The sequence below is a fragment of the Corynebacterium tapiri genome (assembly GCF_006334925.1).
GTDB classification, from domain to species: domain Bacteria; phylum Actinomycetota; class Actinomycetes; order Mycobacteriales; family Mycobacteriaceae; genus Corynebacterium; species Corynebacterium tapiri.
Genome location: NZ_VDHJ01000002.1, coordinates 114,922 through 128,666 on the forward strand (window position 1 = coordinate 114,922; position 13,745 = coordinate 128,666).

At 62.6% G+C, this 13,745-nt stretch carries 12 protein-coding genes; 9 read left to right on the forward strand and 3 right to left on the reverse strand.

Going from position 1 to position 13,745, the window contains the following annotated elements; genetic code table 11:
* Window positions 1-5 precede the first annotated feature (5 nt).
* The gene (gene gatA / locus FHE74_RS01630; RefSeq protein WP_139464684.1) at window positions 6-1,493 is read left to right on the forward strand and encodes an Asp-tRNA(Asn)/Glu-tRNA(Gln) amidotransferase subunit GatA; all 1,488 of its coding nucleotides are present in this window, start codon (window positions 6-8) and stop codon (window positions 1,491-1,493) included.
* Window positions 1,494-1,500: 7 nt separating this feature from the next.
* Here the strand turns inward: gatA and FHE74_RS01635 are convergent, their stop codons facing one another.
* Together FHE74_RS01635 and FHE74_RS01640 are read right to left on the reverse strand one after the other, a co-directional pair.
* Window positions 1,501-3,558: a glycosyltransferase gene (locus tag FHE74_RS01635; RefSeq protein WP_246049132.1), complete on the reverse strand. Its 2,058-nt coding sequence runs from the start codon at window positions 3,556-3,558 to the stop codon at window positions 1,501-1,503.
* Window positions 3,555-4,466, reverse strand: a complete 912-nt coding sequence (locus tag FHE74_RS01640; RefSeq protein ID WP_246049134.1) for a WcbI family polysaccharide biosynthesis putative acetyltransferase — start codon at window positions 4,464-4,466, stop codon at window positions 3,555-3,557. The genes FHE74_RS01635 and FHE74_RS01640 overlap by 4 nt, the downstream gene beginning before the upstream one ends.
* 68 nt (window positions 4,467-4,534) lie before the next feature.
* On the opposite strand from FHE74_RS01640, the gene FHE74_RS01645 reads away from it, so the two are divergent.
* The 4 genes from FHE74_RS01645 to FHE74_RS01660 all read left to right on the forward strand — a co-directional run bounded on the left by FHE74_RS01645 (window position 4,535) and on the right by FHE74_RS01660 (window position 8,278).
* Complete coding sequence (locus tag FHE74_RS01645; RefSeq protein ID WP_139464685.1) at window positions 4,535-5,512, forward strand: glycosyltransferase; 978 nt, start codon at window positions 4,535-4,537, stop codon at window positions 5,510-5,512.
* Window positions 5,509-6,576: a glycosyltransferase family 4 protein gene (locus FHE74_RS01650; protein WP_139464686.1), complete on the forward strand. Its 1,068-nt coding sequence runs from the start codon at window positions 5,509-5,511 to the stop codon at window positions 6,574-6,576. The genes FHE74_RS01645 and FHE74_RS01650 overlap by 4 nt, the downstream gene beginning before the upstream one ends.
* Window positions 6,573-7,487: a glycosyltransferase gene (locus FHE74_RS01655; RefSeq protein ID WP_139464687.1), complete on the forward strand. Its 915-nt coding sequence runs from the start codon at window positions 6,573-6,575 to the stop codon at window positions 7,485-7,487. Before FHE74_RS01650 ends, FHE74_RS01655 begins: the two co-directional genes overlap by 4 nt.
* 98 nt (window positions 7,488-7,585) lie before the next feature.
* Window positions 7,586-8,278, forward strand: coding sequence for a glycosyltransferase family 2 protein (locus FHE74_RS01660; RefSeq protein ID WP_139464787.1), 693 nt, complete (start codon window positions 7,586-7,588; stop codon window positions 8,276-8,278).
* Here the strand turns inward: FHE74_RS01660 and FHE74_RS01665 are convergent.
* Window positions 8,223-8,537, reverse strand: a complete 315-nt coding sequence (locus tag FHE74_RS01665) for a hypothetical protein (RefSeq protein WP_139464688.1) — start codon at window positions 8,535-8,537, stop codon at window positions 8,223-8,225. The two genes, FHE74_RS01660 and FHE74_RS01665, sit on opposite strands and share 56 nt — an antisense overlap.
* A gap of 37 nt (window positions 8,538-8,574) precedes the next feature.
* Here FHE74_RS01665 and FHE74_RS01670 point away from each other — a divergent pair, with 37 nt between their 5' ends.
* The 4 genes from FHE74_RS01670 (at window position 8,575) to gatB (ending at window position 13,702) form a co-directional block, all read left to right on the forward strand.
* Window positions 8,575-9,924, forward strand: coding sequence for a DHA2 family efflux MFS transporter permease subunit (locus tag FHE74_RS01670; protein WP_139464689.1), 1,350 nt, complete (start codon window positions 8,575-8,577; stop codon window positions 9,922-9,924).
* A gap of 19 nt (window positions 9,925-9,943) precedes the next feature.
* Entirely contained in the window at window positions 9,944-10,975 is a 1,032-nt protein-coding gene (locus FHE74_RS01675) for a 6-phosphofructokinase (protein ID WP_139464690.1), read from the forward strand.
* Window positions 10,976-11,108: 133 nt separating this feature from the next.
* Window positions 11,109-12,080, forward strand: a complete 972-nt coding sequence (locus tag FHE74_RS01680; protein WP_139464691.1) for a bile acid:sodium symporter family protein — start codon at window positions 11,109-11,111, stop codon at window positions 12,078-12,080.
* Between the two features lie 116 nt (window positions 12,081-12,196).
* Window positions 12,197-13,702, forward strand: a complete 1,506-nt coding sequence (gene gatB, locus FHE74_RS01685) for an Asp-tRNA(Asn)/Glu-tRNA(Gln) amidotransferase subunit GatB (RefSeq protein ID WP_139464692.1) — start codon at window positions 12,197-12,199, stop codon at window positions 13,700-13,702.
* Window positions 13,703-13,745 lie beyond the last annotated feature (43 nt).

Consider the following 13,745-nt stretch of genomic DNA (forward strand, 5'->3'; position numbering starts at 1 on the left):
TCAACGTGAATGCACCGCTAACCGTGCCTGCTGAAGGACTCACGAGTCTGACTGCCGCGGAACTGGCCGAGAAGATTCACTCCCGTCAAGTCACCTCCCGCGAAGTTACCCAGGCTTTCCTGGATCGCATCGCGGAGACCGACGAGCAGCTCAACGCGTTCTTGCACGTGGGCGCCGAGGAGGCACTGGCCGCCGCCGATGCAGTGGACAAGGCTCTCGACGCCGGTGAGCAACCGGCATCCGCCCTGGCTGGTGTGCCCTTGGCGCTGAAGGACCTGTTCACCACTACCGATGCGCCGACCACGGCCGCTTCCAAGATGTTGGAGGGTTACCGGGCCCCCTACGACGCCACGGTTACTCGCAAGCTGCGCGAGGCCGGCATCCCGATCCTGGGTAAGACCAACCTGGACGAGTTCGCCATGGGCTCTTCCACGGAGAACTCCGCCTATGGGCCGACCCGCAACCCCTATGACACCACTCGCACCGCTGGTGGCTCCGGCGGCGGCACGGCCGCTGCTCTCGCTGCTGGGCAGGCCCCGCTGGGCATCGGCACGGATACCGGCGGTTCCATCCGCCAGCCAGCCGCACTGACCGGAACCGTGGGCGTGAAGCCAACCTATGGCACCGTTTCGCGCTACGGCATGATCGCCTGTGCTTCTTCCTTGGACCAGGGTGGCCCCACCGCGCGCACCGTGCTCGATACGGCCTTGCTGCATGAGGTCATCGCGGGTCACGATCCCTTCGATGGCACCAGCGTGGACACGCAGGTTCCCAGCGTGGTGGAGGCCGCTCGAGAGGGCGCTCGCGGAGATCTCAGCGGCGTCAAGGTCGGCCTGATCAAGCAGTTCGAGCGCGATGGTTGGCAGCCGGGCGTGATGGAGGCCTACCACAAGTCCGTGGAGACTCTGCGCTCCCTGGGTGCAGAGACCGTGGAGGTCGACTGCCCGCACTTCGACGACGCACTGGCCGCGTACTACCTCATTCTGCCGTGCGAGGTCAGCTCGAACCTCGCGCGTTTCGACGGCATGCGCTACGGCCAGCGGGTTGGCGACGACGGCACGCACTCCGCTGACGAGGTCATGGCTCTGACCCGCGCAGAAGGCTTCGGCCCGGAGGTCAAGCGCCGCATCATCCTGGGCACCTACGCACTGTCCGTCGGATATTACGACGCCTACTACCTGCAGGCGCAGCGCGTGCGTACCCTGATTGCGCAGGACTTCGCCCGTGCCTTCGAACAGGTTGATGTGCTGGTTTCCCCGACGACGCCGACCACCGCCTTCAAGCTGGGTGAGAAGAATGACGATCCCCTGGCGATGTACAACTTCGACCTGTGCACCTTGCCGCTGAACCTGGCAGGTCTCTGCGGCATGAGTGTGCCCAGCGGTCTAGCCAGCGACTCGCAGCTGCCCACTGGCTTGCAGATCATGGCTCCGGCGTTTGCTGACGATCGCCTGTACCGAGTCGGAGCTGCCTACGAGGCAGCCCGCGACTAGAGGGCCTCTACCAGCCGGCACACCACCGCTCGAGCTGTGCCGGGGCAGTCACCTCAGCCCAGCGCACCCCAATCTTTGCGGGGTGCGCTTGGTCATTGCGGCGCAGCGTGACCCGGCCGATGGGCGATGCGTAGGCCTGGTGGGCGTCGTAAAGCATCCCGCGTCCACCAAGCGCCTCGACTCGAGAGACCACCCCAGCGAGATCCTGCGGCGGCCCGATCGGCTGGTCCACCTCGATCGTGATCCGGGTAGGGCCGGGGCCAACGCGCGGATCTTCGGTTAGCAGCTCCGGGACCGGGTGTGTCACGCGGACATCGCCGGCGGCTAGCCAGGCGCTAATGACGGCCTCGGGGGTGTGGGGAGGCAGCCATACGCCGATGTCCTGACGCGAGAAGATCACTCCGTCTGGTCGGGCCAGCGGATGCGTGATGCGTCGCGCCAGAGCGGATGTTTCTGCGTTCTTGAGCCGTAGCCGCTCTGTCTCATCGTGCGCGGTGCGTTCACCAAAGTCTGGCTCAAGGTGGGCTGCGCGCGCCTGGGGGTCATGGACGAATACTCCGCCGGCGTTGTAGGCGCGAAACGCCAACTCCCAGTCCTCGCCCCCGTAGCCAATGAGAGAGGCGTCGAAGCCACCGAGCAGGTCGAAGAAGCGCCGCGAAATCGTCAGCACCGACGAGAGGATGAAACGCCAGGCCGAGGAATCAGCCCATTCCAAGTCGTGAGTACGCTGCCAAGCCTCGTGCAACCAGTCTGGCTCCACCCCATCTTGCAGGCGAGTACCCACCACAACGGCCCGCTCATCCGCAGACACCCAGGACGCCGCCCGCGCCAGGTAGTCCGGTTCCGGGATGGTGTCTCCGTCCACAAACGCGAGGATAGGAAAGCGGGCGTGGCTCGCTCCCAGATTTCGCGCTGCTGCCGCTCGGAATCCGAAGTCCGCCTGCGAGACAACCTTTACCGGCCAGCGCGAACTCTTCACCTTCGGCAAGGCCCGGGAACCATCATCGGCCACGATGATCTCCACGGCGTCGATCCCGCGGCTGGCATCGATGGCGTCGACCACGCGCTGCAAGCTGGTCTCGTCGTTGTAATGGGGGATGATCACGCTGACTGCCTGGGCGGGAGTAGGCGAGGGGCGTAGCTGACCGGTAAACCATGGCTTGAATGCCTGACACCACAGGTCTTGCCACAGTCGCGCCACATCCCACCAGGAGTGCTGCCAACGCTCATCCGCGGGGATTAAATCCGTGGCCTCTGCGTCGTGTGACCGAAGTGCCTGCTCCCAGTCCGTGACCGGCTTGACCTGCCCGGGGCACAGCTGGGCAAGTTCTTGGGCATAGGCGGAATCGGCCATCAGCACAGTGCGTCCTGCCGCTAGCCACCGCATAAGCGACCCAGAGGCCGAAACATGGCGGTGTGGGCATACCGCCAGGGATACGCGCGCCATCTCCTCCCAGAGGTGCTCCTCCGAGAGATAACCAGTGACCTCAACCCCGGGCAGCTCCATATCCTCGTGTCCGGCGGAGTACCCGCCCAGAGCGCGCACGCGCCAGCCCCCGACCTTGGTTGCCGCTGCAGCGATGTCCGCGTGTCCCTTTCCGGGGTAGATGAATCCAATGACGCCGATAGTGCCCGGCTCGGCCTCTATGTTTACCTCGGGCGCCTGGGGCAGAGGCAGGTGAATCACCTCCACGTCCACGCCGTTGTCGTGGAAAAATCCCGCCTCATGCTGGGAGTTGGTAACCGCCACCTCCGCCCGGTGCGCCAAACGCACATACGCTGCTGCCCGGCGTCGGAAGCGCTCCTCACCCTCTCCGCGTTGGGGTACATCGTGGAAGGACACGCTGAGAGGCCGGTTACCCACGGCCTCAAGCACACGGTCGACCGCGTCGTCTGGAGTGGTGCCAAAGAGATGGTCGGTGAACGTGACATGGACCGGCGCGTGCGGGAGACCGGAACCGTCGTCCCAGCTGCGAACCTCACCACCGGTGTGCTGTGCTAAAAGTCGCGCGTATTCGGTGACCCCGTGGGTGGGTTCACCAGCGATGAGATGAGTGAGTTTCATAGCAGCTCCAAAAGCTCGAGGCGATCACGGTGGCGCTCGATTCCGGCGCGAACGATCTCGGGGTGTTCGGCGTAGAAGGCCCGGTGCTCTAGAGCAATGCCCTCCCGCGCCGGACTCCACTCTTCGCGTCCGGTCACGTCAACTCCCAGAGCCCGGGCTGCGCGCTTATCGACGGGCGCATCCAGGTTTCCCAACAGCTCTCGTCCGGGGTCTGCAACATCGCCCGCGAGTCCAGCAACGTCAAGTACCCGCTGGGCCATGAACATGAGCGTGGCGTTGTCCGGGTGATTGAGCGTGTGCCATATGGGAGTGCGCTCCAAGAAGTCCGAGACCACGACGGTGCGGTGATGCTGCTCTCGGCGCCGCAGCTGCTCGATAGACATTGCCGCCAAGGCGCGCAAGACCTGCAGGCTGGGCTGGGGACTGGGGATGGTGGGCGTTGTGTGCCATGCTGCGCTCAGGATGCGCAGATCGTGGTAGGGAACCACCGGTGGATTGAGCCACGGCTGCGCAGGGGAGCGCACGATCGCGTGATAGGGAAAAAGGCCGTCGAATCGCAGCACGGGGAAGGTAATCACGCGAGCACCGCGAGGCAGGTGCGTTGCTAGCTGTGCAGTTCCACAGGGCAGGCCGCGATAGTTCTCCCGAACCGGCTGCATGACCAGGACGTCGGTGGATTTCAAGTGCCGGCAAGCCAACGCGTAGTCCTCGTCGGTCCACTCGTGGATCGGAGGAATGCGGAAGGAATCGACCACGTCGGCGGTTTCCAAAAGGATGCGTAGCGACTCGGCCTGGCAGTTGCCTACGACCATTACCCGGGGCTTACCCGTGGGCTTCGGTGGAGGTTTCAGCAGGTAAAAGGTGCCATAATGCATGCGGCGGGCGGCGTCCGGGGAACCTGAAGTCACATTGTGTGATAGTACATAACGTAGAAATTATGTAATGGTCGAAAGTCAAAAACTATTGGAGGGGTTGAGTGGCAGTACGCGTCGCTAGCGTGCCTGCGGGGCATCCTTACCCACAGGCAATTGTTGCGCGACCGGGAGAAACCAGTGCGGATCAAGAGCTGGAGATACTTGCTGATCCAATCGTTGACCCGGACGAGCCTGCTCGCTGGTGGCCCCACCGCGCTCTGGAACCTGCCTTTTGGACTGATCGGCCAGCCGATGTTCTCCACATTCACTTTGGTTTCGAGCACCTCTCACTCGAGCAGACTCACGAGTTGGCGGCCACGCTGCAGCGGCTTTCGGTTCCCTTGGTGCTCACCGTCCACGACCTGGACAACCCGCACGTGGAATCCCAAACCACCTATCACCAGCAGCTGGGTATTCTCATCGCGCAGGCTGACCACCTAATCACACTGACCCCTGCTTCGGCTGCCTTGATCGACGATCGCTATGGCCGCAAAGCTCACGTCCTGCCTCACCCGCCGATCGTCGGTAGGCGCGAGGTTTTACCCTCCTACCCTCTGACCGATGTCGGGGTCTTTCTCAAGTCCGGGCGCGCAAACGTGGTGAAGGACCCCGAGTTTTACCGTGAGCTTGGCGCAGATCGGGTCTTTGCCCACGCGGACTCGGCACAGATGGCGGCCCTGGCCACCGATGTGCATGAACCCATGGACGATGAGCAGCTCTTTTCTGCCATCGCGTCTCACCGGGTTGTTGTTTTGCCCTATGTGCGGGGAACCCACTCTGGCTGGCTACAGATGTGCCGTGAGCTGGGAGTCTCAGTAGCCGCGCCCGACTGCGGGTGTTACTGGGACCAGGCCGACGTCCCGGAGGCCGTGGAAATATACCGAGCGGGGGATGGGCAGGATGCCGCCCGCGCATGCGCCCGTTTGCTTGAGCGTGGCCAGTTCGCCTACCACAGCCCGAGGATCTCTCACCGTGACGTCGTCGACTTTCACCGAAACCTTTACGTGCAGCTCGGAAGCAAAGGGAAATCGGCTCGATGAAAATCGCATTGGTCGCACCCGCTAGGCATCCCATTTCCGAGCCCTATCCCGGAGGTTTAGAGGCGTTCTGCGGCATCCTTACCCAGGCATTGCGACGCCGCGGGCACCAGGTAGACCTGTACGCCAGCGCCGGTTCTACCGGACACGTTCGCGACTTTGAGTTTCCGGCCGCGGACTGGTCCCAGTGCCCGCACCTGGAAAACGACACGACGTATCCGCCCGGTTACCCGGAACTCGAATCACACTTTTTCGCTCGTCTTCGGGGCCATTTAGAGCACAGCAACTACGACGTGGTGCACAACAACAGTCTGCACCCCGCGTTGCTGGAATCCACTACCTTGCCCCTGGTGACCACGTTGCACTGTCCGCCGGTGGCACCGATGTCGGAGGCTGCTACCGAATGCCCGGGGCGGTTTGTGGCCGTGAGCAATGCCACGGCTCGCTCCTGGGGTCTGGAGTCTACTCAGGTCATCTACAACAGCGTGGATACGTCAGTGTGGTGCCCGGGGCCGGGTGGAGACCATGCGGTGTTCTTTGGTCGATTCACTCCCGAAAAGGCACCCCATGTAGCGATCGATGCTTCTCGACGCGCCGGTCTACCCATTAAGTTGATCGGCCGACCGGCCGATCCGCACTACGTACAGACCCAGATCGTTCCCCGGCTGGGGCCTGACGTGCTTATCGAAAAGCCCTTGCCGCATCGCGAACTGGCCAGGGAAATCGGGTGCGCGCGGGTGGCTGTGATTCCGCCTGCCTGGGACGAGCCTTTTGGGTTAGTCAGCATTGAGGCCATGGCGACCGGAACGCCGGTGGCAGCCTTTGCACGCGGGGGTCTGCACGAAGTGCTGGCTGGATCGCCGTGCCCACCGGTTGCTCCCAACGACGTGGATGCGCTGGCAGAAGCGATCTGCCGGGCAGGTGCTATTGAGCGCGAAGAAGTCAGCCTCTTTGCCCGTCAACGCTTTGGCATCGACCGGCTTATCGACCAATACGAGCAGGTTTATCGTCAGGTCGCCCGGAGCGCTGGTCACGACCAGCAGATGGCGGGAGCGAAACTGGCATGATCGGCATCTACGCACATCATCACGGCAGCGGGCATCTGTATCGCTGCCGGCAGATCGCACAGGCACTCAATCAGCCGAGCACGATATTTTCCTCCCGAGAGGGCGCGGACGTGGTGCTTCCTCTGGACACCCCGCCTGCTGGGGAAAATACGGTTGCTCCTGAAGCAGGAGGTGCCCTGCACTACGCGCCGCATCACGTCTCCGGCCTGCGCGAACGCATGGCCATCATCGCGGAATGGATTCGTACTTATCAGCCGCGGGCCTTCTACGTGGACTGCTCCGTGGAGGTGGCGTTATTTGTCCGACTCATGGGAGTCCCGGTCATCACCATCGCGATGCCCGGCGCGCGCACCGACCTGCCGCATCAGACTGCATACCGGGCTGCCGACGCCATCATCGCGTGTTGGCCAGATTGGGTAGAAACCCCGGCCCACCTCACCGAGCACGCCCGCAAACTCCACGCAGTCGGCGGAATCTCACGCCTACATTCGACCCGCCGTGTCCCACGCGGTGGGGAGGTCGTCGTGCTTAACGGGGCCGGTGGAGGGCACCTGAACTTGCCGGGCGCTCGCGTGCTGGGCGGGGACAACTACGTTGCTGATCCCACCGAGATCCTGCAGCGTGCAGGCCTAGTCATCGCTGCTGCGGGGCAGAACTCGGTTGCTGACCTGGCCAGCACAGCAACTCCCGCCGTGGTCATTGCCCAGGATCGTCCTTTCGGCGAGCAGCATGCCACCGCTGAGGTACTCAAGGCGGCGCAACTGTGCGTCGTGTCCTCACAAATCCCCGCCGCGGAAGAGCTGCCCGACGTCATGAGTCTGGCTCGAAAGCGCGCGCAAAGTTGGGCATTGTGGCAGACCGCTGGAGCCGCCGAGCGTGCCGCAGCGGTGATCGAGGAGGTAGCCGGGTGAACAACCGAATTGCTGTGATTACGCTTGCCGACGCCGCGCGTGAGCACAGAGTCCACACCCAACAAGAGTGCCTTCGCCGATGGGGTGGGTACCCGCTCATGCACTATCGCGCCGTCGTGGGCGTGGACCGCAACCTTTCGCGAGCCCGAAACTCCGGTGCCCAGGCAGCGCTCGACGACGGTGCTGATCAGCTGATCTTCTTGGATGCAGATTGCCTTCCAGGTCCATCGGCAGTCTCCGGATACGTTCGGGCCATGCAGCTGCACCCAGAGGGCGTTCTGGCAGGACCGGTGACCTATCTGAAACCACCAGGCGAGGGTGGCTATGACTTGGAGTCACTGACCTCGCTGACCGATCCCCATCCAGCCCGGCCGGCTCCTCCCGCAGGTGAAATAGTCGCGGGGGAGGCCAGCCAGTGGCCGCTATTTTGGTCCCTGTCCTTCGCACTCACAGCGCGTACTTGGCAGAGGATTGGGGGCTTCAATGAGGAGTTCACTGGCTACGGCGGCGAGGACACCGACTTTGCGTTTCGGGCCCGGCAGACCGGGCACACTCTCTACTGGGTTGGCGGGGCGCATGCCTATCACCAGTGGCATCCGGTTTCGTCCCCACCCGTAGAGCACGTGGACGACATCGTCGCCAATGCCCAACTCTTCCACTCCCTGTGGGGCGAATGGCCGATGGAAGGCTGGCTCCGTGCTTTCGAGGAACGGGGCCTTGTGGAGTTTCGGGATTCTACTTGGCGTCGGATAGCGCCCACGAAGCAGCAGACACAGCAGCCGTCACACTAAGCACGGACGGCCAGGAGCCAATCTTTTTAGCCAAGGGGTGCGAAAGACCAAAAGCCGCAATGTAGCCAGCGGCCAGACCTGCGGCCGTAGCCGGGCCAGCCTTGGCCGCCCAGCTGCGCGCCGACCAGGCTCCGGCAGCGGCCAGCACCACTCCACCAAGAGGGCGCACGCCGGTCTCGCGAGCAGTGAGCCAGCCACCAATGAGCCCAACGGCAGTGACTGCAGAGGTATTAACTTCGCGTGCATTCTTGAGTTCCATGCGGCCAGTCTAGCCCCGCGGAGTACGGTGGGACCCCGTGAATGTCCCGACTTATTCGCCGACACAGGCTTGGAAAGCGCTGGCAGCACTGAGCCTGGGCTTCTTTTTGGCGCTTCTGGATCAAACCGCGATCGCGGTCGCGTTGCCAACGATAGCTCGCGCCCACGGCGTCGATTATGCAGCGGCGACATGGGTAGCCACTGGCTACCTGTTGGCTGTCGTCGTCCCTCTCCTTGCTACGGGACGCATGGGGGATCGATTCGGACATCGCAGGGTGTACGTCGCCGGAGTGGCTGTGTTTACTCTCGGGGCAGCGGGAGCCGCGTTGTCGGCCTCCCTGGCGATGATGATCGCCTGGCGGTTCGTGCAGGGGCTGGGGGCAAGCTTGCTTATCCCGCAGACAGTGGCTGTGGTCAACCAGGTGTTTCCGCCTGAGCGGAGGGGGCGGGCCTACGGTGCGTGGGGTGTCGTCGGGTCAGCGGCAGCAATTACCGGCCCGCTGCTCGGGGGAGTAGTGGTTTCGGCCCTGGGGTGGCGCGGAGTCTTTTTGGTTCACATCCCAGTAGGAATTGTTGCAGTCATTCTGGGGCTTCGTTGGGTACCTAACCTGCCTGTGTCCGCTGTGCCGATTGACCCGCTCGGAGTCGTACTGTCCCTGCTCGGGCTGGGATCGATCGTGTTGGCGGCTCAGGAAGGTCCGCGGCACCCGTGGCTCTGGATTCTCGCTCCGGTGGGCCTGGCGGCGCTGGTCTTTTTTGCACTGCGTCAACGTCGCTCGGATGCACTTGTTCCGTTGCGTCTGTTTGCGGTGCGTAACTACAACGTCGGCATGGTGACGATCTCCGCGATGGGGATGTTTTCTGCAGCCGGTCTTATCCCACTTATGGCGTGGCTGCAGGATGCGCGTGGGTTGGATTCCGCCAGTGCTGGAGCTCTAGCCACTCCTATGGCGATCACGGCGCTTCTTCTCGGGCCAACCGGGGGATTTCTCGCTGAGCGTGTATCGCCGGCAATCATGCACGGGGTTGGTTTTACTCTGCTGTCGGTGTGCTTTTGGGCAGAGGCCTGGATCTTTCAAGCACGGGCTTCACTCTGGATCGTGGCTACTGTCCTGGTCGTGATCGGCGTTGGACAATCCTGCATCTGGGCTTCCAATGCCGCTGCGGCGCTCGGTGAGATTCCGGGTGAGGACATGGGGGCAGCGTCGGGAGCGTACAACGCTGCCCGGCAAGTAGGTGCCGTCGTGGGAGTCGCCAGCGTCGGCGCAGTAATGACGGCGTTCGGAACAGTCGGAGCCGTCCTCCTCCTGGCCGTGGTTCTTGCGGGCGCGGCACTGCTGAGCCTGCGTTTTCAGCGCGGTCACGGTCCTGCCCAACACGCGGATTAGCTCGGGCTAGAATAGGGCTATGCGTCTTGCCACCTTGACTTCCGGCGGCGACTGCCCGGGGCTTAACGCCGTTATCCGCAGCATCGTCCGCACTGCTAGCTCCGAGTACGGCTCCACTGTCGTGGGATACCTCGATGGTTGGACTGGCTTGCTCGAGGATCGCCGCGTTGATCTTTACGACGACGAAGAGATCGACCGCATTCTTCTGCGTGGCGGAACGATTCTGGGTACCGGCCGCCTCCATCCCGACAAGTTCAAGGCCGGCTTGGAGCAGATCAAGGCCAACCTGGCGGATGCCGGAATCGATGCTCTTATCCCGATCGGCGGCGAGGGCACCCTCAAGGGAGCCAAGTGGCTGTCGGACAATGGCATCCCGGTGGTTGGTGTTCCCAAGACGATCGACAATGACGTCAACGGCACCGATTACACATTCGGGTTCGACACCGCAGTGTCGGTTGCCACCGACGCCATTGACCGCCTGCACACGACGGCTGAATCCCACGACCGAGTCATGATCGTCGAGGTCATGGGTCGACATGTCGGATGGATCGCCCTGCACGCCGGTATGGCCGGAGGCGCTCACTACACCGTTATCCCCGAGGTCCCCTTCGACATCGAGGACATCGTCAAAGCAACCCAGCGACGCTTCCAGATGGGTGAGAAGTACGCCATCATCGTCGTTGCTGAGGGCGCCATGCCCAAGGAGGGCACCATGGAAGCGGCGGAGGGCGAGATCGACCAGTTTGGTCACAAGACCTTTACCGGTATGGGGCAGCAGATCGCGAATGAGATCAAGCGTCGTTGTGCACAGGACGTGCGCACCACGGTTCTGGGGCATATCCAGCGTGGCGGTACCCCGACGGCGAACGACCGCGTTCTGGCGACCCGCTATGGTGCCGCTGCTGCCCGCGCAGCTCATGAGGGGCAGTTCGGCTCTTGCGTGGCGCTTCACGGTGAGAACATCGACCTGATCGATCTGAGCGAAGCCGTCGGCACGCTCAAGGAAGTCCCGATCGATCGCTACGAGCGCGTTGTCAGCATGTTTGGCTAGGTCACTCTGACTAATTGGCCGGGCCGAGACGCTGCGGTTCGGCCCTTTCCAGAACCCGGGGATTCGGCTACGCCCTGGCACCAGGGGATAGCATGATAATTCACTGATTATTCCCCGGGGAAAGGCTCATGTGATGAGTACCAACGCAGCGTCGTCAACAGCAGGGCAAGACCGAGGCGCCTTAATGGCGACGCTCGGATTTCCTCTGCTCGTCATTCTCGGTGGCCTTATCGGGTACGCGCTTCCCGACGTCACGTCGCAGGGCGCGCCCTGGGTGAACCCTTTGCTCGGTGTGATCATGTTCGGCATGGGCCTCACCCTCAAACTTGCGGATTTTCGGCTTGTGTTCGTCCGTCCGCTGCCCGTCATCATCGGGGTGATTGCTCAGTTCACCATCATGCCGTTGGTCGCTGTAGTGGTTGTCTGGCTCCTACAACTTCCACCTGAGGTCGCAGCAGGTGTGATCCTCGTTGGTTGTGCCCCCGGCGGTACGTCATCGAACGTGGTCAGTTATCTCGCTCGGGGTGATGTAGCACTGTCCGTCACCATGACATCCGTATCCACGCTGCTCGCCCCCATCATGACACCCATACTCGTGGCTTGGCTGGCGGGGCAGTACATGCCCGTCGAAGCCGGGCCGATGGCGCTGTCAATCGTGCAGGTGGTGTTGATTCCTGTACTTGCGGGGTTAGTGGTAAGCACGTTCCTGCCCAAGGCCGTCGACGTGATTTCCCCGATCCTTCCGTGGGTATCTGTGCTGGCGATCTCGCTGATCGTGGCGATCGTGGTCGGTGGATCTCGAGATCGCATTCTTGAGGCCGGGTTTATCGTCTTGGCTGCAGTCGCACTGCACAATCTGCTGGGTTACGTACTCGGTTACAGCGTGGGTGCGGTGATGCGCCAGGCAGTTCCGATACGACGCACGATGGCCGTGGAAGTGGGCATGCAAAACTCCGGGCTTGCCGCAGGATTGGCGGCCACCTATATGACCCCGTTGGCGGCCCTGCCGGCCGCGGTTTTCTCCGTGTGGCACAACCTCTCCGGTGCGGTTCTCGCCGCGTTGTGCCGCCTGCGAGATGCGCGGGAAGTGCAGCGAACTACGTAGCGTCAAAGCAATGATTGCCTCGGAGCGCTAATGCGAATGAAACCTAGCCTCCGGGGCGGTCAACATCGAGGACCAGGAGCAAACCGAATCTGGGTTAAACGGTATACTGCCCAACCATGACCACCTCCACCTATGACCTCATGGACTACGACGAAGTTCTGGAAAAGTACGACCCCGTCATGGGACTGGAGGTTCACGTAGAGCTCTCCACCAACACGAAGATGTTCTCCGCGTCTTCAGCTGCGTTTGGCGACGCGCCGAACTCCAATGTCGACCCCGTGTCCTTGGGGCTTCCTGGCGCACTGCCTGTAGTTAATGCGAAGGGCGTGGAGTACGCCATCAAGATTGGCCTGGCGCTGAACTGCTCTATTGCGGAGTCCTCGCGCTTTGCCCGGAAGAACTACTTCTACCCGGATCAGCCGAAGAACTACCAGATCTCCCAGTACGACGAGCCGATTGCCTACGACGGCTACCTCGACGTGGTGCTCGACGACGGCACAGAGTGGCGAGTGGAGATCGAGCGCGCTCACATGGAGGAAGACACCGGCAAGCTCACCCACTTGGGCGGAGCATCGGGACGTATCCACGGTGCTACCGCCTCGCTCGTGGACTGCAACCGCGCGGGCGTTCCCCTCATTGAGATCGTGACTAAGCCGATCGAGGGAGCGGGTGAGCGCGCCCCCGAGGTGGCCAAGGCTTATGTGCGTGCCCTGCGCGAGCTGGTCGCTGCGTTGGGTGTGTCGGATGCTCGTATGGATCAGGGATCCATGCGTTGCGACGCCAATCTTTCCCTACGTCCTGTGGGAACCAGCGAGTTTGGTACCCGCACCGAGACCAAGAACATCAACTCGCTGCGCTCCGTTGAGCAGGCGATTCGCTTTGAGATGCAGCGTCAGGCTGCAGTGCTAGACGAGGGCGGCGAGATCGTTCAGGAGACTCGTCACTACCAGGAGGCAGACGGTTCGACCTCCAAGGGCCGCCCGAAGGAGACAGCCGAGGATTACCGTTACTTCAATGATCCAGATCTGCCACCGGTACATGCACCGCGCGAGTGGGTGGAGGAGATTCGCGCCACCCTCCCGGAGATGCCGTGGCTGCGCCGTGCCCGCGTGCAGAAGGAGTGGGGCCTGAAGGACGAGGAGATGCGTGACCTGGTCAATGCCGGTGCCCTCGACCTGATCATTGAGACGACTCAGTACGGGGCAAGCGCCGATGAGGCCCGCTCCTGGTGGGTGAGCTACCTGGCTGGCAAGGCGAATGAAGCCGGCACGGAGCTTTCCGCACTGCCGATTTCCCCGGAGCAGGTTGCCCGCGTGATCGGATTGGTCAAGGAAGGAAAGTTGACCACCAAGCTGGCGCGCCAGGCTGTCGACGGGGTTCTGGCCGGCGAGGGATCGGTCGATGAGGTAGTCAAGGCCCGCGGTCTGGAGGTCGTGCGTGACGACGGGGCCATCGAGGCCGCCGTCGACGAAGCTCTGGCAAATAACCCGGACATTGTGGAGAAGTACAAGGCCGGAAACACCAAGGTTACCGGCGCCATCGTTGGTGCGGTGATGAAGGCCACCAAGGGTAAGGCTGATCCGCAGCAGGTAAACCAGCTGATTGCGAAGAAGCTTTCTTAAGTATTCCCTGGGCAAATATGGGGGAGTGATTCAGGTTTTGGTC